Below are 21,502 nucleotides of genomic sequence, written 5' to 3' on the forward strand. Positions count from 1 at the left end.
TAAATGCAAAAAGAACTGGTGGTGCAAATCGTATATCCTAATCCTGTGAAGCCGGAGGGATTAGGATTTGATTTGCCCGTAGATGCGTATGTAACTATAGAAGTATTCAATGAAAATGGTACAAGAGTTAAGTTGCTTTTTGAAAAAAAATCTATGGAAGCAGGAAAACACATGATTAAATTCAACAAGCTCGATTTAAGCGCAGGTGATTATACATTTCGTATCACCGCCACCATTGGAGGTGAAAACTATAATGTAACAAAGCAATTATTTTTAGAAGAAAGCATATAAAACATCAAAGAAAGGATTGATTATGTTCTTCTCATCTGTAACAAACAAGCATTGGTTGTTAATACAACTTTTCCTAATTACGTTTCTGCTTTCTGTCTCTGCATCTGCCCAGGATACACTCGACAACTGGGCATCCGCCACCAGCGGAACAAGCAACACTCTGCGAACAGTCTCTTTTTTCAACGCGGACACGGGCTTTGCGGCAGGCGGGGGAGTTATTATCCATACAACCGATGGCGGAAAACACTGGACTATGATTGACAGTGTGGTTGTAGCAGGTAAGATGCGAAAACTCTTTTCTGTCGAGAGCCATAACTCATCCCGTTCAAATAAAACCATCGCAGCGGGAGGTCCTGACACGCCAACGCCGTGCGAAGGTCTTCTGGTTGGTGATCTCGGCGAAATCTTCCAAACAACCGACTGCGGTTTTACATGGGCACAAATATCCAGCCCCACCTTCCTCAACTTACGGGGAATAACCGACGATGGAGCGAATTATAATCCCGATGTAGTTTACGCCTGCGGTGATAGCGGTGTGGTTATTAAATCGACCGATGGAGGTAAAACATGGTTTACTCAAATAACCCCCACCTTATCGCGACTTAACACAATTACTTTCTGGAATCCTGACACCGGTATGGCAGCAGGTGAAAATGGAGTTATTATGCGTACAACGAACGGCGGTACTACATGGACATTAAATCCAGACACGGGATTATCCGGTAGAATGCTTTCAAATATCATGATGGAGAACCATAACTCATCCACATCAAATGTCAGACCCTCAATTGCACCGGGAGAAGGTCATCTTGGCAACAGTGACGGCACTCTGCTTCGTACAACAGATTTTGGCGCCACATTTTCCCTCGTATCAACTGGCACATCTGAAAGTATAAATAGTATTGAGAGTGGGATTGGTTTCAATGGTTCTCTCATTGTTGGACTGACGATTTGCGGCAGCGGAGGGACGATATTGACCTCACCCGATGGCATCAACTGGACAAAACGCAATAGCCATACCACAAGTGATTTGTATGCTGTTGCCTCGGCGGCGATGGAAGATACGTCTGTTCCGCCTAATCAGGTTTGCGTTGGCGCAGGTGGAACGTCAGTAGTAAACGAACCGCCGGCATTTGCCGTCTACCCGCCTGATCCGGGATGGTGCGCTGGAGAAACACATACAATCTCATGGTCTGTAAATCCTCTCATCGCCAATGTTTCCATCGAAGTACGGGATGTGAACGCCCAGACAACCGCCGCAACAATTTCGGCAAGCACCCCGAACGACGGGAGCTTTTCCTGGAATATTCCACCACTTTTTCCTGCCGGTTCCTATGAGATATTTATCCACGATGTTGAGTGGAATGGTGGCTGGTCGTATAGTCTTCCGTTTACCATTGGTTCATGCGACTGCAGAGCTCCGGTATTGGTTGATGTGAAAGATGTCCCGAACGACCAGGGTGGAAAAGTAACAGTTGCCTGGAATCAATCCTGCCTGGATGTACCGCCCAACCGTGTTATCACTTATTATTCAATTTGGCGCGGAGTTAATATGAGTGTATCGATGAAACAATTAAAACTTATAACTCCGGAAATGATGTCAATAGATTTTTCTGGTAAAGGATATCGCAGTTTCAGTGGAACATACTGGGAATGGGTAGGAAATATGACGGCTCATTATCTTGAACACTACAGTTACACAGCTTCCACACCATCCGATTCTAGCGGTGCTGGTAATCCGTATTATAAATTCTTTGTCTCAGCACAAACAGCTGATCCGTTCATATTTTGGGATTCGAATCCGGACAGCGGATATTCGGTAGATAATATTGCCCCATCCGCATTGGTGAATTCGCCGATAATAAAATCTCAAACAGGCTCTTCTGTAACACTCGCCTGGCAGAACAATCCGGATAATCCTGATATTATGAGGTATGATATTTATCGCACCACTGAGACCTCTTTAATGGCAAAGCAAACGACTGAAAAAATTGGTGAAACATCTGACACGAGTTATACCGATAATGCGATGATACCGAACAAAATTAATGTTTATACAGTGATTGCAGTTGATATACATGGCAATGAAAGTCCGGCATCACCGCCAATATCCGTTACACCATTGAGTACAACAATGCAGATATCATATATCAATCGGTGGAATCTTGTATCTGTTCCGATGACTATGAACAATTATGATAAATCGTTCATATATCCTACTGCAATAAGCAGTGCGTTCGGTTATGTGAGTGATTATCAGTCACAGACTACACTTGAACGCGGTGTGGGATATTGGGTAAAATTTAGCAATGCGCAAGATGTATCGATGACCGGAGGATTAACAACTGATGTAACGGTTACAGTTCACACTGGTTGGAATCTAATCGGATCAATCTCGTCCCCGGTAGATGTTTCGAAGATAACATCTACTCAATCGAACATGATAACTTCACAGTTCTTTGGTTATAACGGAAGTTACGAAACTGTCAGTACTATTGAACCCGGTAAAGGTTATTGGGTTAAAGTAAACCAGTCTGGAACGCTTACGATATCTTCTTCCTTGGCAAACATTTCGGCAAGTAATAAGATAAAAATTCAACCGACATCGGAGATGCCTCCATTCTCTCCGGCACCTGATGCGGAAGATTTGAGACCGCAAACATTTGGTCTTTCTCAAAACTATCCAAACCCGTTCAATCCGGTCACGGTCATCAGTTATCAGCTTCCGGCAGATATATATGTGATGCTGAAGATATATGATGTTATTGGGCAGGAGGTAGCGACATTGGTGAACGGGTTACAGACAGCCGGTTACAAATCCGTTACCTGGGATGCGAATAATGTTCCAAGCGGAATGTACTTTTACAAGCTCAGCGCTGGAGATTTTTTGGATATGAAGAAGATGGTGTTGTTGAAATAACAAATCTATAAACTTGCTGAGAGAGAGTTTCTCGACATTACGATAGCTGAGGAACTCTCTCGTCAGGTGAAACTATGAATTTTAAAAATGACAATTGAACTACCGTTTAATTTATTCCCGCCAAAGGCGGGCGAGAGTTCAATACTCCGCCCCTTGGGGCGGTTAAGATTTCTTTTTCGATGCCCCGCTGCTTGCGGCGGGGTAGTTCATTGTTTAATACATAATATACTTTGGAGTGGTTTATGAAAAACAAAACCCAAAATAGATTCACTATTTTACTAACGATTTTATAGGAGTTTTTACCATGAAGCTACGTTACGTTTTTTCACTCGCTGTCATCTGCATTCTCGTAAGTGGCACGACTAACTCTTCGCTGTTTGCACAAGTCAGCTTCGCACCAGCGGTAGATTACGTTGCGGGATACATCCCAATGTCAGTGGCAATCGGGGATCTAAATGGAGACGGAAAGTTAGACCTTGCTGTAGCAAATGAAGGCAGCGGTAACGTCTCCGTGCTATTAGGAAACGGAGATGGCACATTTCAGACGGCGAAAAATTTCAATACAGGAACGTATCCACGCTCAGTGGCAATCGGGGATCTGAATGGAGACGGCTTCTTAGACCTTGCTGTAGCAAATTCAAGCAGCGGTAACGTCTCCGTGCTGTTAGGAGACGGGACTGGCTCATTTGGAGCGGCAACAAATTTCAGCGCTGGAGTAGGTCCTTACTCAGTGGCAATCGCTGATCTGAATGGAGACGGCTCCTTAGACCTTGCCGTGGCAAATTTTAGTAGCCTCGGCCCCATCTCTGTGTTATTGGGAAACGGAGATGGCACATTCCTGCCAGCACAAAATGTCAGCGCGGGAACAAGGCCAATCTCGGTGGCAACCGGATACCTGAACGCAGACGGCTTCTTAGACCTTGCCGTGGCAGATTATGATTACAACGGCACCGTCTCTGTGCGGTTGGGAAACGGAGATGGCACATTCTTGTCAGCACCAGATGTCAGTGTGGGATCATACCCTTTCTCAGTGGCAATCGGGGATCTGAATGGAGACGGTTTTTTAGACCTTGCCGTGGCAAATTTTAGCAGCAATCACGTCTCTGTTCTGTTGGGATATGGGGACGGCACATTTCAGGCGGCAAAAAATTTCAGTGTACCAGGAGGTCAACGCTCAGTTGCAATCGGCGATCTGAATTGTGACGGAAAGTTAGACCTTGCCATGGCAAGGACAGCCCAATATACCAGCCAAAATGTCTATGTGCTTTTGGGAGATGGAACTGGCTCATTCGGTACGGCGATGAATTTCCACTGTGGGAAAAATTCTTCGTCTGTCGCAATCGATGATCTGAACAAGGATGGAACGTTAGACCTTGCCGTAACAAATAAGATGGGCGGAGTTTCGATCCTCCTGAACAAGACGGTCTGCCCTGCAACTCAATGCGTACCGCCTCCTTCAGGCATGGTCGGCTGGTGGTCCGGCGATAACAACACCAATGATCTTTCTTCAAATCATAATAACGGTACACTCCATGGAACTGCCGCATATACGAGTGGAAAAGTCAGTGGGGCGTTCGACCTTTCGGTAGGCAGTCCGTATGTTTTGGCACCATCTATTGATGCGCAGAATTTTGGGACGGGAGATTTTTCGATTGATGCCTGGATCCTGAATAAAGATAGTACTCTCTTTGGTACATATTCCATTATAGATAAACGTACGCACGATAGTTCTCAACTGTATGTGGGCTATTTGTTCTTTCTGTATGAGGGACACCTATCATTACAGTTAGCCGATGGTATTGGGAATCCTTCCTTCTCGAATTATAGTGTAGACCCAGTTGATCCGAACGTATCCGATGGTGCCTGGCACTTTGTCAGCGTAACGGTAGATCGAGACAGTCTCATTTCGTTTTATATTGATGGCGCCTTAGTCAGGACGCGAAGCCCGCTCGATCGGACCGGCTCCCTCACTAATTCAGGTAATGTATGCATCGGCTCTGAATCGTTTAACCCGGGATCGTTCTTCAATGGATATTTGGATGAGGTTGAGTTGTTTAATCGTGTTCTCACGCAGGATGATATTTCGAGTATCTACAACGCCGGGAGTGCAGGGAAGTGCAAAACACCACTGCCTTCGACCGGCTCCATCTGCGGCTATAAGTTCAATGATGCAAATGGTAACGGTATACTTGATTCCACGGAAACAAAAATTGGCAACTGGATTATCAATTATTCTGGACCTGTATCAGGTACCATCATTACCGATACAACAGGAAATTACTGCTTGACGAATCTACCCACAGGCACATACACATTGTGTGAAACTCTTCAAGTAGGGTGGACACCGACAACTCCCACGTGTCAAGAAGTTCTAGTTGGTGCTGGACAAACCGTGACTGTTATTTTCGGAAATCAACCTACTCCGCAGGGATTCTGTCCTGGAAATATTCTTCAAAATGGTGACTTTACCACGGGATTAATGCCAGGAGCCATGCCCTCTCCGGGCCAGGTAAGCAACTGGATAAGTGCATACCGTACACCTGATGTAGCCATTGATAGCGGATGCGGAGATATCGGTTTCATTAATATGTGGGGAAATAAAATTGTTGGAGAAGCAATCCAGCAACAACTACCGTCGGGCGGACATATTAAGAAAGACCACTTGTACAGAATTCAACTCTGTTACAAATGGGCTCCGCCAAATAATAATCGTCCCTATCCTGTTTCAATTAAAGTCCGTGCATCCGTCGGACCACTGCTGGGACCTGTAGGTGGAATTGAAATGGCACTCACATCGCCGACATATTCTACCGCATGGATTACTTCACCCCAAATGACTTGGGTTGCAGATAACGATTATTACTATGTCACTGTAAGTGCAGAGAATCAGTCTTCGGTTAACCATGGTGATTCAACTTCTACAGGTCAGGTAGATAGAATTTGTATTGAAGACCTTGGAACAGTACCTAATGGAAGTATTTGCGGAACAAAGTTTCTCGACCTCGATGGAGATTGTGAGCGGGACACTAATGAAACAGGTCTCGGCGGCTGGTTGATTAAACTCGACCCATTGGGTTACTATGCAACAACGGATTCCGGTGGATACTATTGCTTTTCAGACGTGCCACAGGGCAATTATACACTAAGCGAAGTGTTGAAAAATGGATGGATACAAACATGTCCCGTTTCTGGAAGTTATAGTGTAACATTGCTTCCGGGTCAATATCAAACAGGATTCAATTTCGGCAATAAGCTCGCAGCGGGTGTACAAGACCTGACAATTCAACTTGCAGCAGGAACTGCTAGACCTGGATTTGAGAAACAGTTTGCTATCTCATATTCGAATGCCGGCTCGGTTACTGTCAACTCAATTACGGTAAAATTCTCATTGCCAGCGGATGTGAATTATGTTTCAAGCAATCCCTCTGGTACTTACAATTCAAGCACGCACTCTGTTACATGGAACGTAGGTACGTTAAATCCGGGTAATGCTGGATGGATTACTATTGTTGGACAGGTGAAAATCGTACCACTGGGCACAACGCTGACAAGCTGTGCAACAATCGAGCCCGCAATAGAAGATGTTGCGCCACAGAATAATACTGCATGTGAAACACAAGTTGTCCGAGGATCATGGGATCCAAACGACAAAGCCGTTGCACCGACAGGAGTTGGCTCCAGCCACATTGTAAGTAACAATGATGTATTAACATATCAGATTCGATTTCAGAACACTGGTACTGATACTGCATTTACCATTGTCATCGGAGATATACTTGACCAAAATCTTGACCTCAGTACTTTACAAACTGGCGCAAGCAGTCATCCATACACTTATCAAATTGTTAACGGCAGAGAGTTGTGGTTTACGTTTAGTAATATTCTATTACCCGACAGCAATGTCAATGAACCCGGCAGTCATGGATTTGTATGGTTCCAGGTTGCACCGAAATCGTCGCTACCAAATGGCACCAACATTTCTAATAGCGCTTCAATCTATTTTGATTTCAATTTTCCTGTTCTAACCAACACTGTTTCCAACTGCATCGGAACTATAACGACAATTAACGTTCAACAGCGGTGGAACATGGTCTCTGTTCCTGTTCTTGTATCGGATTTTAGTAAGTCAGCACTCTTTCCAACGGCAGCGAGCAACGCCTTTGCTTATGAAGGCGGTTACCTTATGAAAGATACGCTTGAAAGAGGCAAAGGGTACTGGTTGAAATTTGATGAACCACAAACTATTCAAATAGACGGAATTATTGAATTCCCTGATTGTACTATGACTGTTATGAAGGGATGGAACATGATTGGCTCAACAAGTCGCCCGATACCGAGATCGGATATTATTCTTTATCCTGAGTCTTTAGCGGTATCAAAATTTTTTGGTTATCACAACAGTTATTATGTGTCAGACACGATTCAACCAGGTAGTGCATATTGGGTCAAGGCAAATCTAGACGGAATAATAGCATTAAAAGAAAGCATGGAGACGAGGACATCCCATCAGGCTAAAATATTGTTTACCGATGAATTGCCGCCGCCGCCGCCGGATGAAGGAATACTTGCATTCCCGGGAAAGGAACTCCCAAAGAAATTTACATTGGGACAGAACTATCCGAATCCGTTTAATCCAACAACCGTTATTCAGTATGAGTTACCTGTACAATCGCATGTTACTTTGAGCGTATACAATATAATGGGTCAGCGTGTTGCGGTACTCGTTGATCAGGTGCAAGATGCCGGATATCGTGAAGCAACCTTCGATGGAAGTAAATTCTCCAGCGGTGTTTACTTCTATCGTTTGCAAGCAGGATCATTTATCGACACAAAGAAATTATTGCTTCTGAAATGATTGGCAATCTTATGAGCCAATTTGTGTGTGCATGAGAGATCAGTGATTTCATGAACGAAGCAATCGGCGCCAAGCGAGGGGTGGCGCCGTTTTTTATTCTCGTGGTTAAAACGATAATGATGGTGGGAACAAAATCAATATTTGACAATTCCAATTTTTTTAGGTAAAAGTAGTTTTCGTAGGGCAGGTTATAAAATTTACGACGTATGGAATTGTGATTCTATTCTTGCAGGCAACGGATGATAGTGTTCAGTAGGAATTCAATTGTCCATCACCAAACAATAAAAACAAAAAAATCCGACACTTTGCTGGACTCCTATGTTTTAGTAGCGGGGTTAGTAAACAAAAAAGGCTCTGAATTTTCTTCAGAGCCCAAATCCAGTAGCGGGGGCACGCGATGCACATGATAGAAAGATAATCTCATTACCGGAAGAGCTTTTTTTCTACCCAATTATAGAAAATTTACATTAAGTTTAGCTAAATATGAACAATTCTGCGTCCGAGATAAAAAACCTTCCAAAGTTTACCAATATAGCAAAATTCTAGTTTCACAAGATCTCTGCTTACCGATACCTTGGCTGTCGGACACATCTTTCGTCCTTGATATCCGTTCCGATACTCTTCCAAGAGTCGATATCTCACCTGTTGTGGTTGGTAATATACGAGATCGCTATGGTAGATCGAATTAACAGAAATTCCTAAATCTCAGGTGACTTCGGTTGCTTTACGACATCTTTCGCTTACTAAACGGACTGCCTACATCTTGAAATGTTGATCAAATCTTCTAATTTTCCTGATTTCTTGTTTTATCCCGGGCTTCTCATTTTCTCTAATTGTACTGGCTTTTCATTCTATCTTAAAATCGGGGGCAAGATTAATGTGCTTTTCAAAATGATTGATAAATGATTAAAACATTTGTAAATTTACATATATGCTTCTCACGAAACTACATATACCTCCTGCCGGAAATAATATAGTTCATCGATCAGAACTTCATGAGAAATTGAACATTGGGCTAGATCGAAAACTAATACTAATTTCTGCTCCCGCCGGTTTTGGTAAAACAACCCTGTTAAGTGATTGGATCAATCAACAAAATATTCCAACAGCATGGTTTTCAATAGATAAAGCCGATAATGATCCGGTAGAATTTTTAAGCTATATAATTTCGGGAATTCAAAATATTAATAAAGAATTTGGACAAAGCGCTCTCAAGTTGATAAAATCACCAAACAGGCCATCCTGCGAGTCAATTGTCAGTCTGTTAATCAACGAGATACTTAAGATTAATAAAAACTTTTTATTGGTATTTGACGATTTTCATTTGATCGAGAGTACCGATATTTTAAAATTAGTTAGCTATTTATTGGAACATATTCCCGCTAAAGTACATATTGTAATCCTAACCCGATCGGATCCAAAACTACCTATTGCACGATTAAGAAGCCAGCATCAACTTGTTGAGTTACGTTCGTCAGACCTAAGTTTTTCTGTAAATGATATTTCTATTCTGTTTAATAAAAAACTAAAATTAGGAATATCTGCTGAAGATGTTATTTTGCTTGAATCAAAAACCGAAGGTTGGATTGCAGGACTGCAATTAACGGCATTGTCAATGCGGGGTCGTGAAGATGTTACTGAATTTATTCAATGTCTAAAGGGAGATAATCGGTATATCATGGATTATCTTATTGAGGAGGTGCTAAAAATTCAGACAGATGACATCAAGAAATTTTTATTACAAACGTCCATTCTGGAGCAAATGTCGGCTCCTCTATGTGATATCGTATTAAATAGAAATGACAGTCAGATAATTTTAGAGAAACTCGAAAAAAATAACATGTTTGTTATTCCTTTGGATAATGATCGAAAATGGTATAGATACCATCATCTCTTCGCTGACCTATTAAAACAAAGACTTCACTTAAAAGGTAAAGCAGCTATCAATGATCTTCATAATAAGGCAATTGAATGGTTCAAGGATAATTCAATGCCACAATTTGCAATTGAACACGCAATAGAAACAAGGGATTTTGAAAAAAGCATACGTTATCTTGGAGACATCGTAGAGACCATGTGGAAAAACGGACAGCATGCTGCTATTCTGAAATATGGTGATTTACTGCCTGATGAATTCATTAAAAAGAATGTAGTTTTTAGTTTATACTATGCATGGATATTGATTATTGTTGGTAAAAATCAAAAAGCTGAACCCTTTTTGGAGAGTGCCGAAATAATTACAAAGAAAATAATTAATAATAATAATTCCTCAAAAGAAGATGTTCAGTATAATAAGCAGCTGCTAGGAAAAATATCCGTTGCTTTTGGTTACCTATACTCAAAAACAGCAAACCCGGAAAAAACTATCAGCTATTGTAAAGCGGCGATGAGAGACCTCTCGGATGATGATCCATTTTGGTATAGCTGGGCATGGTACTCTATTGGATGGGCAGAGGAGATTAGTGGACACATTCCTGAAAGTATTGTTGCTTTTGAAAAGGCGCTGGCTTATAGCAAAAAATCGGGCAGCATCTATCTTATATCAACCAATGCCTATAATTTAGCTTACATAGAACAGCGTATGGGGCTTTATACTTCTGCTTACAAGAAATGTTCTGACCTGATAAAGGACATGAAAGAAAGTGGCTATTCGCAAATTATAAAATCGGAACCCACCTATGTCCAGCTATATGCCTGTATGGCAGAAATTGAATGTATGCAGACAGATTTTGAAGAAGCAATGGCAAATATTAAAATTGCATATAGCTTAAGCAATAATTTATCCAACAGTTCCTATAAAGTTTGGGTGCGATTAATTTATTCGCTTATATTATTCGGACGTGGGGATGATGACGGTATTATAAAATTGCTAAATGAAATAGATGACATTATAAAACAAAATACAATTTCTCCAGCCGCCAGAGCTGTATATATTGATATGAAAGGGAAAATGCTTATTGAACAGTATGAACTTGAAAAGGCCCGAAATTTGTTTGAAGAAAATGAACTAGGGCTCGATAAAGAAATTTCATATTTAGAAGGTCGTGGTTATTTTTCTTTTGTATTATTACTGATTACAGATTTAAAATTTAATGAAGCAGAAAAAATATTATCCCAATTACAAACGATGTCAAAAGCGGCAAACTGGATAGAAACGTTGATTGTAGTGAAAATAATATATGCTATTCTTTATAAACATACTGGAAATAAAGAAAAAGCTATCGCATGCTTGACAGAATCATTGGAATACGCTACTGCTGAAAATATATTAATGTCATTTATTTATTACCATGACAGAATAAAAGATTTATTAACAGACATATTTAAAATGCAGGCTACTACAAAAACAAATATTCCTAAGAGATTAACCGATAAACTTAAGCTTGCAATTGAAAAAAGAGATAAACTTAACAAAATCAATTTAGATTTCAAATTAAGCAACCGCGAGCTCGACACACTACAACTACTTACCGAAGGTTTATCGAACGAGGAAATAGCGATTAAGCTTTTTGTTTCCCTGAATACAGTTAAAACACATTTAAAGAACATCTACCTTAAACTTGAGGTAAACAGTCGCCAAAAAGCCATTGAGAAAGTGAAAGAGCTAAATTTAGTCTAATTTACAGTTAGCATTTTCGCTTAAATATCTTTCAAATAACAAATCACCCGTTGAAATCACCCCAGCGGGTGATTTTTTTTTATTGAGTAAGTCTTATGTTTGACTATAAGAATAATGAAAAAAGATGAAAGGCAAAACTAAAATAATAGTTCAGGAACACCTTGATCATAATTGGAAAGATCGTTTCGAAGGTATGGAGATCAGTTATGAAGGGAACAATACTATTCTTACAGGAAATATCAAGGACGAATCACATTTACATGGGATTCTAAACCTGATAAGAGACTTAAACTTGAAACTTGTTTCAGTTAATTTAATTTAACAGGAGATCTATATGAAAATAATAATTCAATCTTTACTTTTCATTTTAGTAATGGTGGTAACATCGTTGCCAGTATGTACACAGGGAGTTACAACTGATAGTTTATATTGGGAGCAAACCCCTCCGGGTGATTCCGCAATCGTTTTTGCACCCGGAATCATATCTCTTTCTAATAGAAGAGAAACAAAGATAGTTTTTTCTCCGGGTGGTTTGGAATGTTTAATTTCAGTAGGTGAAAATAATCAATTTAAAATATTATATTCAAATCGTTATAGTGGTCACTGGTTAGAACCGGCACCAGCGAGTTTTATTCCATTCAATCATTCTCCCATAGAACCCTTTTTTACCCCTGATAGTCTTCACATTTTCTATACCAACGGTGCAGATATTTATATGTGTACAAAAGTAAATCAAGTTTGGTCAACTCCCGTCAGACTTAATGCACCTGTCAATACAAAATCTGAAGAGTACCATCCAACGGTTACTTTTGATGGGACGCTTTATTTTTGTTCAACGCGGGATGGCTCCCCCCCTGACTTATTTCGTTCGAAATATGAGAGTGGAAATTACACCACGGTTGAAAAACTTGATAAAGTTATTAACATGCCTCACCATGCATGGGATCCTTTTATTGCACCTGATGAAAGTTATATCATTTTTACTTCAATTCGTTCGGACGGCTACGGACAGGAAGATCAATACATAAGCTATAATAAAAATGGTCGTTGGACTAATCCTAAAAACTTAGGAACAAAAATAAATACCAATAAAATAGAATGGGGTTCTTACATAGGTCCAGATAATAAATATTATTTTTTCAGCAGGCCCAATGGTTGGGGACCAAATATCGCGGCAGATATTTATTGGGTAAGTGCAAGTTTTATAGAGATTTTGAAACATACGAATTTTGATCCTTACCTAAATTATCAGATTCCTGATCAGTCATTTCAAGTTGGACATCAATGCAGTTATAGAGTGCCGGACAGCACTTTTATAGATGACGATGGAAATAATACTCTTACATACTCAGCAACCTTGAGTAATGGAAATCCATTACCAACATGGTTGTCTTTTGATCCTACAACGCTAACTTTTAGCGGTACTCCAACGCAGGTAACTAACATTAGCATAAAAGTGATTGCAACTGATAATGCTGATGCCAGTGTTTTCTGTTCATTTATAATCGATGCAAGTTGGGGTAACACTATCGTTCTTTCAACGATTGGGGCAGCGTATAAACAAAATTTTGATACGTTGGCAAGTAGTGGAACATCGAGTACCATGCCGACAGGTTGGATATTTACCGAAACCGGATCAAATGCCAATACAACCTACACAGCAGGAAATGGTTCGGAAAATGTGGGAGAAACATACAGTTTTGGTTCAACATCAACTACCGAAAGAGCATTGGGCAGTTTGGTGAGTGATAGTTTATTTTCTTTTTATGGAGCAAGTTTTACAAATACTACCGGTAGCACGATTAATTCACTCACGATTGCTTACGCTGGTGAAGAGTGGCGGCTGGGTGCGACTGGCAGGGCTGATACTATTCAATTTCAATTATCAACCGATGCAACCAGCTTGATTGAAGGAACTTATTCGAATTATTCTTTTTTTGATTTTGCCACACCTACAACAAACGGAACAATTGGTGCATTAGATGGGAATTCCTCCACCAATCGGAGAATAATTATCGGCTCAATAAACGGACTAAATATTACAAATGGATCAACATTTTTTCTCAGATGGATTGATAAAGATGTACCTGGTCCAGATGACGGGCTTGCAGTCGATGATTTCTCACTTACACCATTAACACTAAATCCGACGGTTATTGGAAGGGCAGAGCCATCGACGGCTTTTGTGGGAAATACTACTTTATTTATCGGCGCAGTTACTCCCGGCACCAATCCTACAAGTACCAGTTTAAGCGTAATAGGTGATCTGTCTTCGATCGGTGGAAGCAGTACACAACAATTTTATGATGACGGTACACATGGAGACGTAACGACCAGTGATAATATATTTAGTTTCCAAGCATCCATTCTAACAGGAACATTAATTGGCTTAAAACAGATACCTATTACCGTTTCCGATGCACAATTAAGGTCCGGGGTTGATACTATCGATGTAACCGTTGCCGTTTGTCCGACTATTACATTAACACCTTCGGTGTTATTGAACGGTATTCAATACAAATCATATAATCAAACAATATCTGCAAGCGGCGGCACATCTCCATATTCATATTCAGTAACTGCCGGAACACTGCCAAGCGGGATTACGCTCGCATCGAACGGAAATCTTTCCGGTACACCATCAGTCAAAGGACAGTTTATCTTTACTGTCACTGCCACAGATTTGAATTCATGCGTTGGAAGCAGGGAATATACATTCACGATCGATTGTCCCGCCATAACCCTTACTCCAACAACATTGCCAAAGGATACTGTTGGAAAGTTGTATTCACAAACTATTACCGCAAGCGGCGGCACATCTCCATATTCATATTCAATAACTACCGGAACACTGCCAACCGGGATTACGCTCGCATCGAATGGAAACCTTTCCGGTACACCAACAGTTAAAGGACAGTTTATTTTCACTGTAACTGCCATAGATTTGAATTCATGTGTTGGAAGTCGAGGATACACATTAACGATCGATTGTCCCACAATAACTCTTTCGCCAACGACACTGCCGAAAGATACTGTTGGAAAAATATATTCACAAGTTATCACAGCAACTGGCGGTACACCTCCGTATTCATTTAACATCATTGGTGGTAATCTGCCGGATGGATTGTCGTTAAATTCGGATGGGACAATTTCGGGAACATTATCCAAAGCAGACAAATTTAATTTCACAATCATTGCAATTGATGCAAATGGTTGTACATCTACTTCAGTGTACATAGTAACGGTAGATCGAGCGGAAGAAATTGTGGAAATTCCATTATCGGCGAAATGGAATCTTGTTTCAAATCCGGTCGGCGTTATCAATGATTCCGTCTCATTTCTTTTCCCCGGAACTATCTCTGGTGCTTCAGAATATACTATAAGTGGATATCAAATATCTGCACGATTAATAAATGGAACGGGGTATTGGATGAAATTTGCTTCCCCCGAAACTGTCCTTGTTGAAGGTAGTCCACGATATGAAGATACAATTGACGTAATGGATGGATGGAACATCATCGGTTCGCTGACTCGAGGAATCAGCGTTTCATCTATTACCGGTGTGGGAACATCGATCAAATCTGATTTCTTCGGATACGGTGAAGGTTATAATATGACCGATTCGATAATTCCCGGAAAAGGTTATTGGGTTAAAGTGAATCCGGAAGGGAAATTGCATCTCTTATGGTCGTCATCTCCGATTGCAGCAGCAGTCCGGTCAAGTCGGTTGCCTGAACTGACGAATAATATGAGTGAAATTATTTTCGAAAATCAAGCGGGGCAAAAACGCTCGCTCTATTTTGGCCTACGGAATGAAGAAATAGAATCGAAGTTTGATTTGCCGCCAACTCCGCCGGAAGGTATTTTCGACGTCCGTTTTAAATCTCAGCGATTTGCCGAAACATATACTTCGCATGTGAGTAAACAATTGCAATATCCGATTCAAATAAGCGGTGCAGGTTCTCCCGTAGATATCAGGTGGAATTCTGCATTCGTTACCGATCATATTGTGAGATTGCAGATTCAGGAGTCCGGCAAAAAGTTAAGGAATGTAAAACTGACTGGAAACGGAGAAATTAAAATTGATGACCCTGACAACACGAAACTCACATTGGTATTATCCGATCGGAATGAAATCCCAACGGAATATAAATTACATCAGAATTATCCAAATCCGTTCAACCCGACAACGACAATCGAATTTGAAATTCCGAAAGCGGGAAGATATAAGTTGTATTTATATAATGCACTCGGTCAGCTTGTAAAAGAGATTGCAGACAAAGAATATGACGCCGGATACTGCAAAGAAACATTCAACGCAGCCGGGATGTCGAGTGGAGTGTACACATACCGGCTGACGGGCAATGATGTAAGTATAGTGCACAAGATGGTAATTCTACGTTAAGACTTTTGTCTATTCGTAAATCTATTGTTACAGCTTAACAAGATACAGAAATCAACAAGAAAAAAATTATATGCAGAAGAAAAATCTTAAAAGAATCATATCGACAATATTGGCTATAACCATCTTCCAAACTTTTACTTTCAGTCAAAAACTTTCTCAAACGGTGAGAGGCACCATATTAGATATAGATAATAAATTGTCTCTAATCGGGGCTAATGTTTCTATCGTCGGCACTGACCCAGTGATAGGCACAACAACTGATATGAATGGTATATTTAAATTTGAGAACGTACCAATCGGAAGAATTACATTGCGAATATCGTCTCTTGGTTATGAAACCAAAATCATTCCCGATATTGTGGTGAACTCAGGCAAAGAAGTGGTGTTAGATCTCTCGATGCAGGAGTCAGCAGTAAAAATGGATGAAGTAGTTATCACGCCAAATGAAAATAAAGGAGAAGCTTTAAATGATATGTCATTAATTAGTTCACGTTCTATATCGCTCGAAGAAACAAAACGTTTTACCGGAGGTATGGACGATCCATCAAGAGTGATTTCCAGTTTTGCCGGTGTGACAAGCAGCCCCGATGGGAGTAGCGATATCATTGTAAGAGGAAATTCACCCAAATATCTTCAGTGGCGGTTAGATGGGATTGAAATTTCAAGTCCATATCATATGAATGATCAGAACTCATCATTCGGAGCGCTGACAGCATTGAATAATAGTTTGTTGGCAACATCCGATTTTCATTCGGGTGCATTCTCCCCCGAGTACGGAGATGTTTTAGCAAGTGTTATGGATATAAGATTAAGAACGGGGAATAATGAAAGATTTGAAGCGGCGTTCGGAGTGGGAATACTAGGTATTGATCTTACACTTGAAGGTCCATTTAAGAATGATTACGCAGGTTCCTATCTTGTTAATTACAGGTATTCAACGGTTTCTTTGATTAAAAAACTTGGCTTAGTTGATGTCAAAGGTGTTGTAGATTATCAAGATGTAACTTTTAAGGTTGTATTGCCTACTAAAAATATAGGGAGATTTACTTTCTTTGGTCTTGGTGGCTTAAGTGGGTTTAACATACAAAATTTTAAACCGGGTGAATTTACCACCCCGGGTAGTGCAACATCAAATGCTAATATTAGTAAGGATTTTAAGAAAGAGGCATACCTTGCAAACTTTGGAATGAACCATATCCTGACTATTAATGACAACAGTTATCTTAGTACATCCTTGTATTATTCTGGAACAGGTTTTAATGATGATATTTTTGAATCGGATTCTGTTAGTGAAAAAATGCAAACCTTTAAGAGCAGAATAGTGAATTCTGCATTTAGAGGAGCAATAGCTTACAGCAACAAGATAAATGCGAGAAACAAAATTCAAATCGGGGCTAAATATACTTTGTTCGGGTATAATTATGATCAAAGCATATTTAAGAATGAAGCAGCATCTTTATTTAATGTCACAGATTTTCAGAAGAACATCAGTACCATAAACAATTTTATAATTTGGAAACATAAATTCGATGAAGATATAACTTTAGTCGCTGGAATTCATAACATGAATGTTTTACTGAATAATAAATTTACCATTGAACCAAGAATTGCAATGAATTGGAATCTTTGTAATACGAGCGCGTTGCATGCAGGATATGGAAAACATAGTACAATGGAAAGCGTACACAATTATTTCACCAAAGTACGGCAAACCGATGGAAGTGTCATCGAACCGAATAAAAACCTGGATTTATTAAAAGCTCATCATTTTGTTTTAGGCTATGAAAACCGTTATACTGAATTCTTAATAGCAAAAATAGAAATTTACTATCAACATTTGTATGATCTACCTGTAGAAAATAATGATACGAGTTATTATGCTACTATTAATGAAGGTGTTGATTACCAATATGTTCCGTTAGTGAACAAAGGCGTTGGGAAAAATTACGGAATAGAATTTACATTGGAGCACTTTTTTAATGACAATTATTATTATCTATTGAATGTGTCGTTATTCAATTCAAAATACAAATCGTTGGAAGGTATGTGGAGGAATACGCAGTACAACAATAACTATTTGGTTAATCTCTTATTTGGTAAAGAATTTAAGAATCTTGGGACTAATCAGAATCAGACACTTTCGATAAATTCCAAAGTATTTTTCGGAGGCGGTAAAAAATATATCCCGCTCTTAAGGGATGTGCAAGGGAATGTTGAAGTTAATCCTACGACAAATATATATTGGGATTATAAAAAAGCTTATGACAATAAATTCGATAATATCTACCAGATAAATTTATCTGCCAGCTATAAGTACAATACATCAAATACTACACACGAAATATTTCTTGATTTGATGAATCTTACTGATAACAAAAGTAGAATATCAGAATACTATGATGAGAGCAAGCCGGATAAAGTTGGTTATCTAACTCAATTCGGTTTTTTCCCTAACCTGATGTATCGTGTATATTTTTAATCAATAAGAATCAAATTATTTCAAATGACTCAGCATTATGATAATAGATAACCTTTTTAAAAGAATCATTTCCATTGCAGTTTCTTGCACATTGTCACACACCGGATTATCACAAACAATCCCCAAAGATAGTTTGTACCTAGGACAGTTGCCGCCGGGTAACGAACCAAAAGCCTTAAGACTGGAAGTCACGCCGGGATCATTTGCCGCTGAAAGAATCGCTATCTCCAAAGACGGCTCCGAGATTTTTTATTCCGAAATAAAAAGTTATTATCCGGTAACCGGTGATAAAATTAGATATTATAAGTATGAAAATAACAAATGGAGTGAATCGAAGATATTGTTCGAAGGATTTTTCGGTCCTGGTTTATCATTGACGGGGGATACGCTATTTATTGAACATGATCATAATATGTATTTTTCAAGTAGGCAAGAAACAAGGTGGAGTTCACCTAAACCATTTTTCACTTCTATTGAATCCGCACATTATCTGCAAGTTACGAATAATGGGAATTATTATGTCTCCGCTAATTCGGCAAGTTCAGTAGGAGCATCGGATTGGAGTAAGGTTCAAATTACAGGAAGAGATACCATTGCTAAAAGTTTGGGCTTCCCAATTAACAGAGTTGTTGATGATCAAGACTTTTTTATTGCAAAGGATGAAAGCTATATTTTCACCTGCCAGCAAGGACCGATATGCATCAGTTACCCAAATAGCAAAGGCGGATGGTTCAATGGCAGATATCTAAATAATAAAATTAATTTTGGTATCAGCCATTGGGGTGCTTATGTACCGCCAGATGGTAAATATCTTTTCTATACCACGGGTGCTAAAATGGATTATTCAGACGTACAGGTCTACTGGGTAAGCATAGGCAATATTGTTGACAGCATGAAAAACACAAACCTTCCTCCTTATGTAAAAAACAAACCTAGACCACAAACCGCAACGGTCGGGAAAATGTTTTCTTTCATTGTACCGGATGATGCCGTTTGCGATGATGATGGAAACAGTATCCGTTATGAAGTGCTTTCACTCGATAGCAGCCCTATGCCTTCATGGTTAAGCTTCAATTCGCAAACTAAAATTTTATCAGGCACTCCGGTTACTGCTGGAAAAATTACATTAAGATTTAACGCGTATGATGACAAAAAAGTAATGACAGCTTTTGGGCTCACGATAAATGTTTTGGATAAATAACAGTCTAAAAATTCGAATGCATGAAATCAGTTTTGAAAAGTAGAATTAAAAATAATATGATAGCTTTTGAGGATATTTCGTTAAAGTAAAAAATGGACTTCAATTATATATCTATAATCAAAAATCGATAGAAAAATGAAAACTAAAATAGTCGCTTTGTTTATCAGTATCCTTGTTGTTGCGCACTTCCATCAAAAAGTTTTTTCACAGCAACAACGGGAGACTCTCCTGAATGTCCTCGGGACTTTCCCTCAGCACCCACCAGTCAAAGTTGATACGTTGGAGAAGGTGCAACTTGAATCCGGTTGGCGGTACAAGATAGAGTATCTGTCTGAGCCGGCGAACAATCTTTTCGATGAACCGGAGGATAGAATTCGGGCTTACCTCTTTGTCCCACAACATAAACCTGGTCAGCGGCTACCTGCAATTGTCGCTATCCATCAGGATGCCGACAACGTACATCTCGGCAAGTCAGAACCGGCTGGATTGGACACAGACGACGGGAAACACCAATACTACGACGACCAGAAATATGGTCTTGAGCTTTTCCTTCGCGGCTATGTTGTTATCTGCCCCGATAGATTTGGACATGCAGAGAGAAGAAGAATTTTGCCGGGTGATACGATGTTGGTGAACCAGGAACGGGATGCCGATCTCTATAATCACCGTGTAGGTCAGTTATTGCTAAATGGGAGAACAAGTCAGGGCAAAGAGGCATACGACTTGACGCGGGCTATTGACGTGCTATATTCGCTCGATGTTGTCGATACGAATCATATCGGCGCAATCGGACATTCGGCAGGCGGTTACAACTTGATTTACTTCATGTTCGCCGATTCGCGGGTGAAGGCTGGAATATCTTCCTGCGGTTTTTTTGAATTGTTGAATTTTTTTAACGACAAGGAGCCGGTTAAGCGTTGGGCTAGTTCGGCATTGCCTGGATTGGCGAAGGTAGGTAAATCGGCAGACTACCTTGCCGCACTTGCACCACGACCAATTTTGCTAACACGCGGGAGGGGCGAATGGTTGGGTCATCCCGATGGCGAAAGAAGAAGCGCCAAACATGTCCAGGAAACTGTCGAACTCGAGCGGTACTCCCGTGAACGATACGAGGCTCTTAACGCCGGGGATAATTTGAAAGTCATTTACTTCGATGGAGGACATTTTTTTACGCTGTCGGTCAAAAAGATAGCATATCATTGGTTGGATAAATATCTGAATCCCACGAAATGGCAACGAGAGGAGTTGGTAATTCAACGACTTGACGACCTTTGCACTCAAATGAAGCAACAAGGCAAAGAATCCGCGCTACAGTGTTTTCTTCCTGCTGAAAAGCAGGATCATATCCGGCATCTGGTCTTCATCGGTCAATCCGCTAAAGCAGCCACACTAATCGAGGAAAGTCAGAGGCAGATCAAAGGCTTTGGCGCAAACAAAATTAAGCCCGTGAAGGTTGAGTTTACTTTTTCTGCTCCTGATGCTAAAGAAGTTTTTGTTGCAGGAAGTTTCAATGGATGGAATCCCACTAGTGACAAACTGACGAAACAGAGCAATGGCAGATGGGAAATGAGCATGTCTCTCCCGATCGGGGTTTATTGTTACAAATTCGTTTCCGATGGGAAATGGTTTATCGATCCACAAAACATGGAGAAGTACTACAACGCCGAAGGAGGAGATAATTCAGTACTTGTCGTTTCGAGGTGAGAATGATGACCATACGTATCGCCGATAA

General features: G+C 40.2%; 9 protein-coding genes. All 9 read left to right on the forward strand.

Annotated elements, in window-relative coordinates:
• Positions 1-3: 3 nt before the first annotated feature.
• The 9 genes from HZB59_09645 to HZB59_09685 all read left to right on the forward strand — a co-directional run bounded on the left by HZB59_09645 (position 4) and on the right by HZB59_09685 (position 21,474).
• Entirely contained in the window at positions 4-291 is a 288-nt protein-coding gene (locus tag HZB59_09645) for a hypothetical protein (GenBank protein ID MBI5021689.1), read from the forward strand.
• Between the two features lie 22 nt (positions 292-313).
• Positions 314-3,211, forward strand: coding sequence for a T9SS type A sorting domain-containing protein (locus tag HZB59_09650; protein MBI5021690.1), 2,898 nt, complete (start codon positions 314-316; stop codon positions 3,209-3,211).
• A gap of 304 nt (positions 3,212-3,515) precedes the next feature.
• The gene (locus HZB59_09655; GenBank protein ID MBI5021691.1) at positions 3,516-8,066 is read left to right on the forward strand and encodes a VCBS repeat-containing protein; all 4,551 of its coding nucleotides are present in this window, start codon (positions 3,516-3,518) and stop codon (positions 8,064-8,066) included.
• A 3,271-nt stretch (positions 8,067-11,337) separates the two neighbouring features.
• Complete coding sequence (locus HZB59_09660; protein ID MBI5021692.1) at positions 11,338-11,685, forward strand: response regulator transcription factor; 348 nt, start codon at positions 11,338-11,340, stop codon at positions 11,683-11,685.
• Positions 11,686-11,809: 124 nt separating this feature from the next.
• Complete coding sequence (locus HZB59_09665) at positions 11,810-12,007, forward strand: hypothetical protein (protein MBI5021693.1); 198 nt, start codon at positions 11,810-11,812, stop codon at positions 12,005-12,007.
• Between the two features lie 12 nt (positions 12,008-12,019).
• Positions 12,020-16,090, forward strand: a complete 4,071-nt coding sequence (locus HZB59_09670; protein MBI5021694.1) for a putative Ig domain-containing protein — start codon at positions 12,020-12,022, stop codon at positions 16,088-16,090.
• 70 nt (positions 16,091-16,160) lie between these two features.
• Positions 16,161-18,569, forward strand: coding sequence for a TonB-dependent receptor (locus tag HZB59_09675; protein MBI5021695.1), 2,409 nt, complete (start codon positions 16,161-16,163; stop codon positions 18,567-18,569).
• 37 nt (positions 18,570-18,606) lie between these two features.
• The gene (locus tag HZB59_09680; GenBank protein ID MBI5021696.1) at positions 18,607-19,770 is read left to right on the forward strand and encodes a hypothetical protein; all 1,164 of its coding nucleotides are present in this window, start codon (positions 18,607-18,609) and stop codon (positions 19,768-19,770) included.
• Between the two features lie 135 nt (positions 19,771-19,905).
• Positions 19,906-21,474, forward strand: a complete 1,569-nt coding sequence (locus HZB59_09685) for a prolyl oligopeptidase family serine peptidase (GenBank protein MBI5021697.1) — start codon at positions 19,906-19,908, stop codon at positions 21,472-21,474.
• Positions 21,475-21,502: the final 28 nt, after the last annotated feature.

Source organism: Ignavibacteriales bacterium, assembly GCA_016214905.1.
GTDB lineage: Bacteria > Bacteroidota > Ignavibacteria > UBA10030 > SZUA-254 > PNNN01.